Source organism: Vulcanococcus sp. DEBay_Sum22DG08_74 (assembly GCF_017852955.1).
In the GTDB taxonomy this organism is placed as follows: domain Bacteria; phylum Cyanobacteriota; class Cyanobacteriia; order PCC-6307; family Cyanobiaceae; genus Vulcanococcus.
This window is the reverse complement of sequence record NZ_JAFMKL010000047.1, coordinates 1-12,847: the sequence shown is the minus strand read 5'-3', so window position 1 is coordinate 12,847 and position 12,847 is coordinate 1. Positions and strand designations below refer to the sequence as shown.

Below are 12,847 nucleotides of genomic sequence, written 5' to 3'. Positions count from 1 at the left end.
CGCGACGCTTCTGTTGACGGACTCCGGTGGACTGCAGGAGGAAGCTCCGGCCTTGGGTAAACCTGTCCTGGTGCTGCGGCGCACCACCGAGCGGCCCGAGGCCGTGGATGCCGGCACCGCCAAGCTGATCGGCACGGATTCCGCTGACATTCTCCGGGAGGCTTCGCTGCTGCTGGATGACGCCGAGGCCTACGAAGAGATGTCCAGGGCGCACAACCCCTTCGGGGATGGCCAGGCCAGCACGCGCATCCTGGAGGCCTGCCGCAGCTTCCTCAACGAGCGCCGCCATGCGGCGGCTGAGGCGCAGGTTTAGTTCGAATCGCCTTTGCGCTTTGCCCAGGGGGGCAGGTCGATAAAGACCCGTGTCCCGGGCTTGATGCCGTCAAGGATTTGGGTGTTGCGGCCGCTACTGGCTCCGAGGGTCACGGCTTGGAACTTGGGCTGGTTGCCCGGGCCCACCAGCAGCACCCCAGGCTTACCCCGCTCGGTCACGACCGCCACCGTCGGCACCAGCGTCCGCGGTGGGAGGTTCCCGGTATTGAAGTCGATGTCGGCGGTCATGCCGATGCGCAGTTCAGGCGCCGGCTCGACGAACTTCAGGGTGACCTCAAAGGAGGTGACGTTGTTGAGCTTGGCCGCGCGCGGAGCGATCTGACGGACCTGGGCCTTGAAGCGACGGTCCGGGAAGGCATCGACGCGCACCGAGCCGGTTTGCCCGAGCTTGATCCGGCCGATGTCGCTTTCTGGCACCTTGGCCACGGCCTCGAGGCCCTGGGCTAACTCGACGATGGAGGAGCTGCTGGCACCGGCGGAGGCGGAGGCCGAGGTGGTGGGCGTCACGTAGGCCCCAGGGTCGGCAAACCGCGCGGTGATGGTTCCGGCAAAGGGAGCGCGGACGACCAATTCACTGCGCTCCATCTCGCGCTGCTCCAGCCGCTGTTGGGCAGCCTCGACGGCGGCGCGGTCGACGAGGTAGGCCGCCTTGGCGCTGTTGTAGTTGTCCTGGCTAATGGCGCCGTTGCGCACCAGGTTTTCCCGGCGTTGCAGTTCGCTCTGGCTACGCGCCTGTTGGGCTTTGGCCGATTGCAGTTGGGCGGAGAGCTCCTCGAGCCGGTCCTGAAGGTCACCCCCATCCATCAGGGCCAGGGCCTGGCCGGCTTTGACGCTGTCGCCCTCTTCCACATAAAGGGTCTTGAGTACCCCTTGGCGTTTGGGGCTGACGTTGACCAGGCGGAAGGCCTCCAGTTCGCCACTGGCCGTGATCAGGCCCGGCAGGGAGCCTTCCTCGGCGACGGAGGTGTAAGTGTTGAGGCTGCGGGCTTGCTTGGCGCTGCGGCTGAGGTTGAGCGCCGTTGCTCCACCGGCAATCAAAACGGTCCCGGCCAGGGCGGCGGCCCAGAAGCGACGACGGGCCAGCCAGGGGCGATCAGCCGCCAGTCTCTTCAGGCTCAAGGTGTTGCCTTGCAGCCAGGTCGCAACAGGTTGTTTTCGACGACGGTCTTGGAGCATCGCGTTGACCTGCCTGGCTCCCGGTGTCACCCCAGTCTTCCTGGTGGCGGGCAGCGGGCGGGGGTTCGGTCAGGGAGGGATCACCGCCATCGAGGGCAAACCGTAGATTCCATCGATGCTTAAAGCCGGAATCGTGGGGCTGCCCAATGTGGGCAAGTCGACCCTGTTCAACGCCTTGGTGGCCAATGCTCAAGCGGAAGCCGCCAACTATCCCTTTTGCACGATTGAGCCGAACTCCGGTGTGGTGGCGGTTCCTGATCCCCGCCTGCAGCAGCTTTCGGATCTGAGCAAGAGCAAGGAACTGATCCCGACGCGGGTGGAGTTTGTCGATATCGCCGGCCTGGTGAAGGGCGCCAGCCAAGGGGAAGGACTGGGCAACAAATTTCTGGCCAACATCCGGGAGGTGGACGCCATCGTCCACGTCGTGCGTTGCTTCGAGGACGACGACGTGATCCACGTGAGTGGGTCGGTTGGACCCGCCCGCGATGCCGAGGTGATCAACCTGGAGCTGGGCCTGGCGGACCTGTCCCAGGTGGAGAAACGCCGCGAGCGTCTGAAAAAGCAAGCGCGCACCAGCAAAGAAGCCCAGGCGGAAGACGAGGCGCTTGAGCGCATCCAGGCGGTGCTGGAGCAGGGCGGTGCCGCCCGCAGCGTCAGCCTCACAGAGGAAGAGGCCGCGATGATCAAGCCCCTGGGCTTGCTGACGGCCAAGCCAATCATCTACGCCACCAACGTCAGCGAAGACGACCTCTCCAGTGGCAATGCCTACTGCGAGGAAGTCGCGGTCTTGGCGGAGAAAGAGGGCGCAGGAACCGTGCGTATCTCCGCGCAGGTGGAGGCGGAACTGATTGAGCTGCCGGAAGAGGATCGTGCTGAATTCCTGGAAGGCCTGGGTGTTGAAGAGGGTGGTCTGCAGAGCCTGATCCGGGCCACCTACAGCCTGCTGGGCCTGCGCACCTATTTCACGACGGGTGAAAAGGAAACCCGTGCTTGGACGATCAAAGCCGGCATGACCGCTCCCCAGGCCGCTGGTGTGATTCACACCGACTTCGAGCGCGGCTTTATTCGGGCCCAGACCATTGGCTACAAGCAGTTGCTTGAAGCGGGTTCACTCTCTGAAGCCCGTAATAAAGGTTGGCTGCGCGCTGAAGGGAAGGAGTACGTCGTTGAAGAAGGCGATGTGATGGAGTTTCTCTTCAACGTGTAAGTCGAGCCGTTAGCGAATCAGATTCATCCCAAGAAAACCGCGGCCCAGACCTGAGCTGCGGTCCTGCAGATAGGTCAGGGCGATTTCAAAATCCATCAGCCCGGCCTCTTCGATGGTCTCCCGGCTGAGCTTGCCCTCGCTTTGCGCGGCGTAGTTGGCGTAGATCTCTTCTTTGCGCGCACCAAGGAAGCTCACCACTTCCTGAACGACAAAGTTTGCCCACTCGTTTTTGTCTTTCGCGCTGACGGCGGCGGGGCCTGGCATGGGCGGCGGAGGCGCAGTCCCACCAGTTTGGGGGCTTCAGCGCTGCCCCAGCAGCTCATCCCAACTCAGCCCATCGTTCTGGAGAGTTCGAGCGGGAATGGTGAAGGTGCTCTCCGGCCATTCCGGCCACAGCGCGCGGGTCTCGTGATCCGGGGTGATGACCACGGGGAGGGTGGCTTCCATTCAGGCCGAGATGGCTTCGCGCCCCTCAGAGTGCCTGTTCTGACTGGATTCCGTTGCGCTCTAGGCCACCGGCGGCTGTGCTCAAGCCGACAGCTTTTAGCCTGGCCTCCTGAGGATGGAGCACGTTGTCTTTCCAGCAGTTGCAGCAGTTTTTTGTGCGGGTTCAGGCTGAGCCAGCACTGCGGCAAGCGCTGGAGGAGGCGATGACGGCCGACGATGTCGCCCGCCTGGCCCAGGACCTGGGCTTTGAGGTCTCTGGCAGTGACATCCTGCGCTTCTCGGGGCAATCGGCAGCAGGTGTGAGGGTGACCCGCATTGACCATCCGGGGGAATACCCGGGGCGCTACGTCTAGGCCTTCGTCCTCGAGAGATCAGTCATCCAGGCGCGGCCGATGTTGCCGGTTGCGTTTGACATCACCTCGCATTTTTTTACTGTCCAGACGCCGGCGAGTGGCTGCTTTCGAGGGCTTGGTGGCGCGGCGTGGTTTGGGGTCTGGCTTCAGGGCCTCGCGCAGCACCGCGGCCATCTTTTCAAGGGCGAGGCAGCGGTTTTTGTACTGGGAACGGTGCTCGGAGGCCTGAATGCTGAGCACGCTCGAGCCTTTCAACTGCGGCAGCCGTGCCTGCAGTCGTTGTTTCTGAAATGGTCCAAGAACTGAGCAGGCTTCGATGTCAAAACTGAGCTCGACAGCCGTTTCCAGCTTGTTGACGTTTTGTCCGCCCGGGCCAGCGCTGCGGCGAAAGGACCAGGTCAAATCCGCCGCTGGAATGACCAGCCGTGGATGAATCACAAGCTCAAGGGCCACGGTTGGGAGCTAGTCCTCCTCCAGCCAGGCCCGGAAAGTCAGGGCGCGTAGGTGCTGGACCTGACGCAGGCGCCGTAGGCGATCGATCACGTAGTACGCCAAGCCGATGGCGATGGCGGCTCGGATGAAATACCAACTCAAGCCCCAGAGCAACACTCTGGTGAGGCTCAAGAAGGCAAACACCCAGAGCAAGATCCAGAGGGCCGAGAGCAGCAGTCGAATCAATGCGCTGTTGCGTCGCGTCATCGCTTCTTTGTTTTCTGCAATTCCCTCCGTAGGGTTTTTAGCAGAGTTCATTGGGGTGAATGCCTTCCAAGCCGCGCAATCGCATTGGTGAGGTGTATGGCCAGCTCACCGTTGTACGCGCGTCAGAGAAGCGCTCCAAGGCGGGCAATGCCTACTGGTGGTGTCGCTGCAGCTGCGGTCAGGAGCGCGAGGTGCCGAGCGACAAGCTCTCCCACAACCTCGCGCGCAAGAAGCCCACAGTTCAGGCCTGTGCGGCCTGCTCCCGTGAACTTCAAGTCGAGGCGGTCTGCGAGAAGAACGACCGTGAGGAGCGGCAACGGCGTCGTGAGGCTCTGGCCAACCGCCAGGCGCTCAAGGGCCTTGTCCCAGAGAGCTGGCTCGCCTTACCCCTGACCGATGCCCATGCCCGCGAGCAGGGTCAGGTGCTGTTTTTTCGTGGCACGCGCTGCCTGCGTGATCACTTGGCTCCCTATCGCATCAACGGAGGCTGCTTGGCCTGCTCTGGCCAGCGCCCCTCAGCGACTGTTCCAGCTGCGTTCTAGGGAGGCACGGACCTGCTCCGTGCTGGGCTCGGCGAGCTGCCGGCGGAAGGGCTGGGTGAGTCGCCAGAACTTGACCCCCGCGGCCAGGGCGAAGACGGCCCAGGGAACCAGCAGCCAGAGCTGATGCATCAGGTCCATGGGTGATCGGGCACGATCAGTCTCGCGGAAATGGCTCCTGATCTGGTGGACGAGGAACTGCGCTTTGTTCTGACGTTGCTGCTGCTCGCCATCCTTCCGGTGGGATTGCTTTTCTGGGCTTGGTTGCGGCTCTTGCCTTCCAAATCCAAGTAGCTGTTCCACAATGGCGTCAGCTCCAGGTCTGCCATGACGGCTCAGCCCTCCCCTGAAACCACCGGTGACGACCGTCAGGCCCACGATTTCGATCGCCAGAAGGAGCTGCACAAGCAGATCCGCAACGATCCCGATTACGACGATTGGGAGTACGGAACCGAGCCCCTGCCCCACGAGGCCTGGGCTGCAAAGAACGCCAAAGACAAGGCCTCTTAACCCACCCGCCGCTTCGAGCGGTTCTGCACCGGTCTGACCAGCAGCAAGCTCAGCGCACAGATCGCCGCTGTCGCGAACCACAGGCCCACGCCATGGCCATGGCCATCCAGCAAAACCCCCGCCAGCAGCGGTGCGGCGAAGGCACTGAGCGCGAAGCACTGAGAGAAGAGGGCCATCGCCAGGCCGCCGTGGCCACGGGGACTGAGCTCAATCACCGCCTCCGTGGCTGTCGGTAGGAAGGCGGCTTCGCCCAGGGCGATGATCGTGAGGGCGATGACCACCAGAACGAGGCCGGAGTGGCTCAGGGCTGAGACGGCCAGGAGCAGGGTCCCGCTGCTGAAGCAGATCAGGCTCAGCCCCAGGCCGGTCCCCACTGGCCGCAGGGCCATGGCTCGGCCAACGGGCCATTGGATCAACACCAGCAGACCCAGTTGCAGACCGATCAGGAGGGCGCTCAGGCTTTCTGTCTGGCCAGCTCGGTTCAGGCCGCCGCGGACCAGATCCAGCGGCAGTGCGCTCTGCATCAGCGCTGGGATGGAGGTGGCCACCACCGAGATGCCAAGCATCGGCACCAGGGCTGGCAGCCATTGCCGCAGGGGACGTTGCCCCTCCGCGTACTCGCTGGCCTTGGCGGCTTTGGGCAGGGGTTTGAGCAACAGCAGCGCCGCCAGAGCGAGGACCGCCGCGATGTCGATCCAGTAGACCCCGCGCAACAGCCCGGCGGCCGCGAGCAGCGAACCGCAGAGGGTTCCTGAGGCCACACCGAGGGCATCACTGCTGCGCACCAGGGCGTAGCCCTTCGCCGACGGCAGTGGGCTCGCGCACTGCGGCACAGCGAGTTCAACCGCTGGCCAGTAGAGGCCGCCGGCCATGCCGATGCAGACCTGGCCAGCGATGTAGCCCCCCATGCTGCTGGCCTGCAGCAGCAGAGCGTCACCGGCAAATCCACAGGCCGCCGCCATCAGCACCGGGGTCCCGCAACTGCGGCCCTGATCCAGGAGGGCTCCACTGATGAAGCGCCCAACGGTGCCAGCCAGGGCGGCGAGGGCCAAACCCAGGCCAATGGAGGCGGCATTGAAGCCCTGCTGGTGAAACACCATCGGGGTGAGATACAAAATCCCACCGGCGCCAAAACTCGCGACCAATCGAACACTGGCCAGTTCCCGGAGTGCCGGGGGAAACTGGTGCCACCAGCTCCAGCCTGTTGCCTGCATCCGTGGTTGAGCCAACCCGCTTGCGTCGCCGCCGTGCACTGACCAGCAGTCTGCTGGCTGGCGTTCTGTCCTTGGGCTCCCTGCTGGCTCCGCCACTGCGGGCCGCTGAGCAACTCGACATCCACCTGGAGGGGTTGGACCTGCCCCTCAACCTGGTGGAGCTGGAACGCTGGAGCCGTGATCCGTCCACGCGCGCTGGGGAGCTGGCGGTCTGGCTCAACCTGCTCGATCCCCAAAGCAAGCAGCAGTTGCATCAGCTGCTCAATGCCCCACTGGTGGAGGAGCGCAGCTTCACTCAACAGATGATGCGCAGTTGGGCGGGCCAGCGGGTCGCCGAAGAACTGGGCGTTTTGATCAGCACCGAGAACGGCAATGCCGGTCCGCTGGTTCTCAGCACCCTCAACACCTTGCTCAAAGAGCAGCGGCAGGTGACGGTGATCGAGCTGATGCGGGCACTGCCGGCCCAGCAGCTCACCATCAATCTCGATGGACTCCAGCAGCTCGCCCGCGGTTGGCAGCAGCAGTTGTTCGATCAGGAGCTGGCGCTCCAGGCCCTGCAGACCTTGCCGCTGCCGCAGGGGACCCCGCTGCTGCCGCTCGCCGATGGCGTGCTGCTGGATCAGCAATCCTCTGCGGCTGATCAGCCTCCCCAGCGCTGGCGTTTGCCGGTTCCCCATCGTCAGCAGCCCCTGGCGCTTGAGCTCTGGCCGGTCCCTGATGCCAAGACCTGGGTGTTGCTCATGCCTGGCTTGGGGGGCAGTACCGATCAGTTGCGCTGGTTGGCCCAGGCCCTGCATGAACGGGACTGGCCCGTGGTCCTGCTCGATCACCCCGGCAGCAACGAACTGGCGGTGCGGGAGTTGGTCCAGGGGCGACGTCTCCCCCCTGGAGCTGAGACCCTCCCCGGCCGGGTGCAAGACCTGCAGGCCGTGGTGGCCGCGGCGCAAATCGGGGGATTGTCGCAACTGGGGCAGCGGGTGGTCCTGATGGGTCACTCCCTGGCGGGGCTGACGAGCCTGTTGGCGGCAGGGCTGCGTCCGGAACCAGGACTGCAGCGCCGTTGCAAGCGATCCCTGGCGGATCTACCCCTGATCAACCTCTCGCGGCTGCTCCAGTGCCAGCTCCCCGAGGTGCCCCTGCCGCCGGCGCAACCGCTGGCCCAGCCGATTGCAGGGGTGGTGACCCTCAATGGTTTCGGCAGCCTGCTTTGGCCCCATCGGGGTCTGCGGGGCCTGGAGGCGCCCGTGTTGATGGTCGGCGGAAGCCTGGACTTGATTACGCCGCCGCTCAGTGAGCAGCTGCATCTGTTTTTGCCGGATCCCAATCCCCGCAGCCGTCTGGTGTTGTTGGAGGGGGCGAGTCATTTCTCCCCGGTTCGGATGCAGGCCGGAGGCGAGGCCCCCCTGTTCAAGTTCGGCGAGGAGTGGGTTGGTGTGGATCCCGCCCGGGTGCAGAACTTGATCTTGAGCTTGAGCAGTGAGTTTCTCTGGGGCCTCGATCAAGGGGGGCTGAAGCGGGACCTACCGCCCCAGCGCCGGCACGTTGGTGGTGTCAGTGCCTATGTGCTTGACCACGACCTGGCCAAGCTCTGGCAGGAACGCATCGAGGTCAGAACTTCACGCGTGGATCGAGTAGCGCCACCAGCAGGTCCACCAGCACGCTGACCGCCACCACCAGGCTGGCCACCACCACGACGATCCCCTGGACAACGGGGTAGTTGCGTTGGCTAATGGCCTCCTGCAGACGGAAGGCCACCCCAGGCCAGGAATAGGTGACCTCGATCAACAGGGCTCCACCGATCAAGGAGGCCACGGTGATCCCGGCGATGGTCAGGACCGGCAGCAGGGCGTTGGGCAGGGCATGGCGAAGCACGACCCGGCGTTCACTCAGGCCGCGGCTGCGGGCCGCTTCCACGTAGTCGGAATCCAAGGCCCGGCGCAGATTGAGGCGCAGGGCATTGGCGAAGATCCCGCTGAGCAGGATCCCCAAGGTGCTGGCGGGCAGCACGAGATGCCGGATCGCTCCCCAGAACTGCTGGCCGTTCCCCTGCAGCAGGCTGTCGAGCAGATAAAAGCCACTGCCATCCGGTGGGATCAAGGTGGCGGGGAAGCGTCCGCCGACCGGCAGCCATCCCAGCCAGACCGCGAAGACCAGCTGGACCATCATCGCCGCCCAAAACGGCGGCATGGCGTAGGTCCCAATCCCATAGAGCCGGGCGGAGAGATCGAGCTTCCCCTCGGGCCTGGCAATGCCACTGAAGCCAACGGCCAGGCCAACGACCGCAGCGATCAGCAGGGCCGTCAGGCCGAGCTCCAGGCTGGCGGGAAGACTGCGGGCAATCACCGCCGTCACAGGCTCTTGGTTGGTCAAGGAGGTCCCGAGCTGGCCGTGCAGCAGGTCGCTCAGGTACTGGCCGTACTGGACCGGAAGACTTTGATCGAGGCCCAGTTGTTGCCGGAGGGCTTCTCGAGCGCTTTGCGGTGCCCGCGGGCCAAGCAGGGCATCGATGGGATCGCCAGGGGCAACCCGAAGCAGGAGAAAGACCAGGCTCGCGATCAGCCAGAGCATCACCGGCACCAGGGCCAGGCGGCTCAGCAGGTAGCCCCAGAGGTGATGGCGTCGGCTCATCGCTTCACCGGCTCCAGCTGCTGCAGGATCACCCGACCGCTTCCATCGAACTCGGGCGCGCTGAGGTTTCGCTGCCCCCAGGCGCGCGCATTGACTTGCCAGAGCGGAACAAAGGAGGCCCCATCCGCCGCCTCCCGTTGAATCGTCAACAGGGTGGATTGGCGCGCCGCACCCGTACGGCTCTCACTGGCCTGGAGCTGCTGTTGCAGGCCTGGCCTGGTCCAGAAGCTACCGGAATCGACGCTGCTGCCTGAGAGGCATTGGTCGCCCTTGCTCCTGCGGCAGCCCAGTAGGGGTGCCAGGTAGGTGTCGGGGTCGGGGTAATCGCCAATCCAGTCGTAAATGATCATCGGGAAGACCCCCTGGGACAGCTGCCGGTAGGCGCTGGTGGACTCCACCCCTGTGATCTCCAGGCGCACGCAGTCTCCGAGGTCCCGGCGCAACTGGGCTTGCCAGGTCAGGGCAAAGAGACGATCCGAGGCATGGTTCGAGCGGAAGGTCAGCGGCAGCGTCAGCCGTTGCCCTGAGCAGTAGCCCTCTTGCCGGTAGAGGGCCCGAGCGGCCTTGGGGTCGTAGGCCGGCCAGCTGGGGGGGCTCGAGCCGGCCAGCGGTGGGGGCACCAGGGAGCGCAGGGGTTCGCTCATGTCAAAGCTGACCCGTTGGCTGATCAGCCGGCGATCCAGGCTGAGGGCCACCGCCTGCCGCAGCCTGCTGCGGTTGAAGGGAGGGCGTTGGCTGTTGAGGGCCATCAGGGCGATCTCGATCGCCGGCCCTTCTCCGCTCACCAGCTCACCGCGCGCCACGCGGGCATCGAGGGCCTGCTGCTGGTCACTCTCGAGGCCACTGGAGATCAGCAGGTCCACCTCTCCGCTGATGAGGGAGCCAAAGAGGGCAGTGGAGTTGCTCAGGGTGATGAGGTGGATCCCCGCGTTCTTGGCGGGCTCGCCCCAGTAGTCCGCAAAGGGGAGCAACTGCTGTTTGCGCGGGCTGAAGCTCACCAAGCGGTAGGGGCCCGTGCCGACAAAGCGGCCCGTCAAGGAGCGCTCGCCGTAGTCCCGGTAGGCCGTCGGGGAGACCGGGGTGAAGGTGATCGAACTCAGCAGCGCCGCCAGGGCGCGGTAGGGGCGCGTCAGGCGGACTTCGATCGCGTAGGGCCCAACGCTGCGGACGGATTCGATCCGATCATCCAGCAGATAACTGAGTTTCCCCAGGCGCCGAAAGCGGTTGAGGTTGAAGACCATCGCCTCGGCGTCGAAGCGGGTTCCGTCGTGGAACAGCACGCCTTGGCGCAGCGGAATCCGGGCGCTGAGTCCATCCGCACTGAATTGCGGCAGGGCCGTGGCCAGCCTGGGTTGGAGTTGCCCCTGGCGATCGGCGGCGTAGAGCGGGTCGCCGACGGCGCTCAGCAGTTGCGTTCCGGCCAGCAGATAGACGTCCACCGGGTCGACGGAGTCCAGGCTGCTCTTGTTGGCCACCACCAGCTGGCCAGCGGGATGGGGTGGTTGGCAGCCCATCAGCAGCTGCAGGGCCGGCAGCAAGGCGAGCAGGCCGGCAGCAGCGGGAAGGCGAGTGATGGGGCGCTTGGCTGAGCGCCCCTATTCAAGCCCTAAGACATCGATTTGCGGGGCTCGAGCTGTTGCAGGGAAATCTCAAACACCGGGCACCCATGGCGGGCCAGGGGCCAGCGCCGCACCCAGCAGCGGTCGTGGCTGTCATCGATTCCCACCACTTGATAGGTGTGGGAATCACTGATCAGGTTGACGCAATCGCCTTGATGGAAGGCGCGAGATGGGTTCATGGCCAACAGAGCAAAGAGGCCGAGGCTCAAACCAACTGACCCGCCAAGAATTCCGCCTTGTTTGCGCTCAAAACGTTTGAGGCGCTACAAAACTGCGCTTGGGTCAGGGGAACGGCACGAATCGATCCCCCAACTCTGGCCCAGGTGCCAGCTCCGCTGCCACTAGAGCGTGGGTAGGCAGGCGGCCACGGCTTTCACCTCTGGCAGGGCCTTGATGGCGGCGAGTGCCGCCGCGAAGTGCTGCTGCTTCACCTCATGGGTGATCACCACGATCTCGGCGTCGGCCGCATCCCCGGTGGTTTCGAACTGGACGATGGAGCGGATCGAGACCCCTTGCTCGCCAAAGCAGCTGCCAATGCGGCCGATCACTCCGGCTTCATCACCGGTTTGCAGACGCACGTAGTGACGCTGCAGGGTCTCGCCCGCATCCACCAGGGCGCAATTGCGCCAACGGCTGGCCGCCAGCAGCGGGTCGAGTCCGCCGCTGTTGCCGGTGGCCGCCCGGATCCCGGCAATGTTCAAGATGTCAGCCACCACGGCGGAGGCGGTGGGCCCGGATCCGGCTCCAGGGCCGTAGAACATCACACGACCCACCGGGTCGCCTTCCACCAGGATGGCGTTGTTCACGCCATGCACCCCGGCGAGGGGGTGATCCTTGGGCAGCAGGGTGGGGCTGACGCGTACATCCAGCTGCACGGTGCCATCGCTGGCGGTGCCCAGATTCTGGGCTTGGGCCACCAGTTTCACGACGTAGCCCAGTTGCTCGGCGTAGGTCACATCGCAGCCATCCAGGCGATCGATGCCTTCGGTTGGAATGGCCGCGCGCTCGATCGGTCCGCCGTAGGCCAGGCCCGAGAGGATGGCGATCTTGTCGGCGGCATCGCCACCACCCACATCGGCAGCGGGATCGGCCTCGGCATAGCCCAGCCGTTGGGCATCAGCGAGCACCTCGGCATAGGCCGCACCCTCATCGGCCATGCGGCTGAGGATGTAGTTGGTGGTGCCATTGATGATCCCGCTCACCCGTTGGATGCGGTTGCCCCCTAGGGATTGCTTGAGGGGTTCGATGATCGGGATCCCGCCGCCAACGGCGGCTTCGATCAGCACATAAACGCCTTGTTCGGCGGCCGCAGCCGCAATTTCTTCGCCATGGCGGGCAATGACCGCTTTGTTTGCGGTGACTACGGGTTTGCCAGCCGCAATCGCCGCCAGGATCAGGCTGCGGGCGGGCTCGAGGCCGCCCATGACCTCAACGACGATGTCGACCGCGGGGTCCTGGACCACCGCTTCAGGGTCGGTGCAGAGGATGTCGCTGGGGAGATCGATGGGCCGAGGGCGGTTCAGATCCCTTACGGCGACCCGTTTCAGCGCCAGTTCTCCCACCAGTGGATGGCGACCGTCAGGGGTCTGCAGGATTTCCGCAACGCCTGCTCCCACAGTGCCGAGCCCGAGCAAGCCGATGCCGATGGTCATCCTGACGCCGTTCCGAAACGACTGATCCTAGAAATCGACCTAGTCGGCTGAGCTGAGGGCGCTGGCTTGGGCCTGCATCATCTTGAAGATGTTGAGAAAGCCATTGGCCCGCGAGGGGGTCAGGCTGGCCTGCAGACCCGTTTCACTCAAGAAGGCCGGGTCAATGCCGGCGATGGCCGAGGGATCCAGGCCCTCGGTGCCCTCAATCAATAGAGCGAGGAGGCCTTTGGTGATGGCGGCATCGGAATCGCCCTGCCAGTGGAGTTTTCCATCCACGAGCTGACCGACCACGTACACCTGGGAGACGCAGCCCTTGACCTTGAAGACGTCGTTGCGGAACTCCTCCGGCAGGGGCTCCAACTTCTTGGCGAGCCAGAGCACGTATTCGTAGCGGCGCTTGGGGTCGGCCGTGCCTTTGAGGCGGTCAACGATTTGATCGAGCTTCTGGCTGCCGGTGGCCATTAACGGTT

General features: G+C 64.7%; 19 protein-coding genes. 7 read left to right on the top strand and 12 right to left on the bottom strand.

The genetic code is table 11. From position 1 onward, the window contains the following. Nucleotides 1-313, top strand: a 313-nt coding sequence (locus QZ184_RS06855) for a UDP-N-acetylglucosamine 2-epimerase (RefSeq protein ID WP_296418717.1), incomplete at its 5' end; no start/stop codon positions are given. On the opposite strand, the gene QZ184_RS06850 is transcribed toward QZ184_RS06855, so the two are convergent. Beyond that, nucleotides 310-1,509 (bottom strand): efflux RND transporter periplasmic adaptor subunit, encoded by a 1,200-nt coding sequence (locus tag QZ184_RS06850; RefSeq protein ID WP_296415980.1) that lies wholly within the window; start codon nucleotides 1,507-1,509, stop codon nucleotides 310-312. The genes QZ184_RS06855 and QZ184_RS06850 overlap by 4 nt on opposite strands. A 115-nt stretch (nucleotides 1,510-1,624) precedes the next feature. On the opposite strand from QZ184_RS06850, the gene ychF reads away from it, so the two are divergent. After that, nucleotides 1,625-2,716 carry a redox-regulated ATPase YchF gene (ychF, locus tag QZ184_RS06845; RefSeq protein ID WP_296415982.1) on the top strand — a complete coding sequence of 364 codons (1,092 nt, stop codon included), beginning with the start codon at nucleotides 1,625-1,627 and terminating at the stop codon, nucleotides 2,714-2,716. A gap of 9 nt (nucleotides 2,717-2,725) precedes the next feature. On the opposite strand, the gene QZ184_RS06840 is transcribed toward ychF, so the two are convergent. Continuing rightward, entirely contained in the window at nucleotides 2,726-2,980 is a 255-nt protein-coding gene (locus tag QZ184_RS06840; protein WP_296418716.1) for a hypothetical protein, read from the bottom strand. 36 nt (nucleotides 2,981-3,016) lie between these two features. After that, nucleotides 3,017-3,163, bottom strand: a complete 147-nt coding sequence (locus QZ184_RS06835) for a hypothetical protein (RefSeq protein WP_010317965.1) — start codon at nucleotides 3,161-3,163, stop codon at nucleotides 3,017-3,019. A gap of 140 nt (nucleotides 3,164-3,303) precedes the next feature. Here QZ184_RS06835 and QZ184_RS06830 point away from each other — a divergent pair, with 140 nt between their 5' ends. Further along, a complete protein-coding gene (locus QZ184_RS06830; protein ID WP_010317963.1) occupies nucleotides 3,304-3,516 on the top strand; it encodes a Nif11-like leader peptide family natural product precursor in 213 nt (70 codons plus the stop codon). Between the two features lie 18 nt (nucleotides 3,517-3,534). Here the strand turns inward: QZ184_RS06830 and arfB are convergent, their stop codons facing one another. Together arfB and QZ184_RS06820 are read right to left on the bottom strand one after the other, a co-directional pair. Beyond that, on the bottom strand, nucleotides 3,535-3,969 hold the full coding sequence (arfB, locus tag QZ184_RS06825) for an alternative ribosome rescue aminoacyl-tRNA hydrolase ArfB (RefSeq protein ID WP_296415984.1): 435 nt from the start codon (nucleotides 3,967-3,969) through the stop codon (nucleotides 3,535-3,537). A gap of 9 nt (nucleotides 3,970-3,978) precedes the next feature. Beyond that, on the bottom strand, nucleotides 3,979-4,215 hold the full coding sequence (locus QZ184_RS06820; RefSeq protein WP_010317959.1) for a hypothetical protein: 237 nt from the start codon (nucleotides 4,213-4,215) through the stop codon (nucleotides 3,979-3,981). 59 nt (nucleotides 4,216-4,274) lie between these two features. Here QZ184_RS06820 and QZ184_RS06815 point away from each other — a divergent pair, with 59 nt between their 5' ends. Next, nucleotides 4,275-4,757: an early protein (E6) gene (locus tag QZ184_RS06815; RefSeq protein ID WP_296415986.1), complete on the top strand. Its 483-nt coding sequence runs from the start codon at nucleotides 4,275-4,277 to the stop codon at nucleotides 4,755-4,757. On the opposite strand, the gene QZ184_RS06810 is transcribed toward QZ184_RS06815, so the two are convergent. Continuing rightward, complete coding sequence (locus QZ184_RS06810) at nucleotides 4,731-4,886, bottom strand: hypothetical protein (protein WP_296418713.1); 156 nt, start codon at nucleotides 4,884-4,886, stop codon at nucleotides 4,731-4,733. The genes QZ184_RS06815 and QZ184_RS06810 overlap by 27 nt on opposite strands. 39 nt (nucleotides 4,887-4,925) lie before the next feature. On the opposite strand from QZ184_RS06810, the gene QZ184_RS06805 reads away from it, so the two are divergent. Then, the gene (locus QZ184_RS06805) at nucleotides 4,926-5,048 is read left to right on the top strand and encodes a hypothetical protein (RefSeq protein ID WP_010317956.1); all 123 of its coding nucleotides are present in this window, start codon (nucleotides 4,926-4,928) and stop codon (nucleotides 5,046-5,048) included. 33 nt (nucleotides 5,049-5,081) lie between these two features. Next, nucleotides 5,082-5,264 carry a hypothetical protein gene (locus tag QZ184_RS06800; RefSeq protein ID WP_010317955.1) on the top strand — a complete coding sequence of 61 codons (183 nt, stop codon included), beginning with the start codon at nucleotides 5,082-5,084 and terminating at the stop codon, nucleotides 5,262-5,264. On the opposite strand, the gene QZ184_RS06795 is transcribed toward QZ184_RS06800, so the two are convergent. Further along, the gene (locus QZ184_RS06795; protein ID WP_296418711.1) at nucleotides 5,261-6,478 is read right to left on the bottom strand and encodes an MFS transporter; all 1,218 of its coding nucleotides are present in this window, start codon (nucleotides 6,476-6,478) and stop codon (nucleotides 5,261-5,263) included. The two genes, QZ184_RS06800 and QZ184_RS06795, sit on opposite strands and share 4 nt — an antisense overlap. Nucleotides 6,479-6,480: 2 nt before the next feature. On the opposite strand from QZ184_RS06795, the gene QZ184_RS06790 reads away from it, so the two are divergent. Next, nucleotides 6,481-8,142, top strand: coding sequence for an alpha/beta hydrolase (locus tag QZ184_RS06790; protein WP_296418709.1), 1,662 nt, complete (start codon nucleotides 6,481-6,483; stop codon nucleotides 8,140-8,142). Here the strand turns inward: QZ184_RS06790 and QZ184_RS06785 are convergent. From QZ184_RS06785 to QZ184_RS06765, 5 genes are all read right to left on the bottom strand, one after another. Then, the gene (locus QZ184_RS06785; protein ID WP_010317952.1) at nucleotides 8,087-9,106 is read right to left on the bottom strand and encodes an ABC transporter permease; all 1,020 of its coding nucleotides are present in this window, start codon (nucleotides 9,104-9,106) and stop codon (nucleotides 8,087-8,089) included. The two genes, QZ184_RS06790 and QZ184_RS06785, sit on opposite strands and share 56 nt — an antisense overlap. Further along, nucleotides 9,103-10,644 carry an ABC transporter substrate-binding protein gene (locus QZ184_RS06780; RefSeq protein ID WP_296418707.1) on the bottom strand — a complete coding sequence of 514 codons (1,542 nt, stop codon included), beginning with the start codon at nucleotides 10,642-10,644 and terminating at the stop codon, nucleotides 9,103-9,105. The genes QZ184_RS06785 and QZ184_RS06780 overlap by 4 nt, the downstream gene beginning before the upstream one ends. A 68-nt stretch (nucleotides 10,645-10,712) precedes the next feature. Beyond that, entirely contained in the window at nucleotides 10,713-10,904 is a 192-nt protein-coding gene (locus QZ184_RS06775) for a hypothetical protein (protein WP_050778503.1), read from the bottom strand. A 162-nt stretch (nucleotides 10,905-11,066) separates the two neighbouring features. After that, a complete protein-coding gene (locus QZ184_RS06770; RefSeq protein WP_296415990.1) occupies nucleotides 11,067-12,377 on the bottom strand; it encodes a homoserine dehydrogenase in 1,311 nt (436 codons plus the stop codon). Nucleotides 12,378-12,416: 39 nt separating this feature from the next. Beyond that, the gene (locus QZ184_RS06765) at nucleotides 12,417-12,839 is read right to left on the bottom strand and encodes a SufE family protein (RefSeq protein ID WP_247479193.1); all 423 of its coding nucleotides are present in this window, start codon (nucleotides 12,837-12,839) and stop codon (nucleotides 12,417-12,419) included. Nucleotides 12,840-12,847: the final 8 nt, after the last annotated feature.

Excerpts from the sequence above, each read along its gene's own strand:
- QZ184_RS06805 (WP_010317956.1), top strand. The coding sequence starts at position 4,926 with ATGGCTCCTGATCTGGTGGACGAGGAACTGCGCTTTGTTCTGACGTTG.
- QZ184_RS06835 (WP_010317965.1), bottom strand. The coding sequence starts at position 3,163 with ATGGAAGCCACCCTCCCCGTGGTCATCACCCCGGATCACGAGACCCGC.
- QZ184_RS06775 (WP_050778503.1), bottom strand. The coding sequence starts at position 10,904 with ATGAACCCATCTCGCGCCTTCCATCAAGGCGATTGCGTCAACCTGATC.
- QZ184_RS06785 (WP_010317952.1), bottom strand. The coding sequence starts at position 9,106 with ATGAGCCGACGCCATCACCTCTGGGGCTACCTGCTGAGCCGCCTGGCC.
- QZ184_RS06840 (WP_296418716.1), bottom strand. The coding sequence starts at position 2,980 with ATGCCAGGCCCCGCCGCCGTCAGCGCGAAAGACAAAAACGAGTGGGCA.
- QZ184_RS06820 (WP_010317959.1), bottom strand. The coding sequence starts at position 4,215 with ATGACGCGACGCAACAGCGCATTGATTCGACTGCTGCTCTCGGCCCTC.
- QZ184_RS06815 (WP_296415986.1), top strand. The coding sequence starts at position 4,275 with ATGCCTTCCAAGCCGCGCAATCGCATTGGTGAGGTGTATGGCCAGCTC.
- QZ184_RS06765 (WP_247479193.1), bottom strand. The coding sequence starts at position 12,839 with ATGGCCACCGGCAGCCAGAAGCTCGATCAAATCGTTGACCGCCTCAAA.
- QZ184_RS06795 (WP_296418711.1), bottom strand. The coding sequence starts at position 6,478 with ATGCAGGCAACAGGCTGGAGCTGGTGGCACCAGTTTCCCCCGGCACTC.
- ychF (WP_296415982.1), top strand. The coding sequence starts at position 1,625 with ATGCTTAAAGCCGGAATCGTGGGGCTGCCCAATGTGGGCAAGTCGACC.
- QZ184_RS06770 (WP_296415990.1), bottom strand. The coding sequence starts at position 12,377 with ATGACCATCGGCATCGGCTTGCTCGGGCTCGGCACTGTGGGAGCAGGC.
- QZ184_RS06850 (WP_296415980.1), bottom strand. The coding sequence starts at position 1,509 with ATGCTCCAAGACCGTCGTCGAAAACAACCTGTTGCGACCTGGCTGCAA.
- QZ184_RS06800 (WP_010317955.1), top strand. The coding sequence starts at position 5,082 with ATGACGGCTCAGCCCTCCCCTGAAACCACCGGTGACGACCGTCAGGCC.
- QZ184_RS06810 (WP_296418713.1), bottom strand. The coding sequence starts at position 4,886 with ATGCATCAGCTCTGGCTGCTGGTTCCCTGGGCCGTCTTCGCCCTGGCC.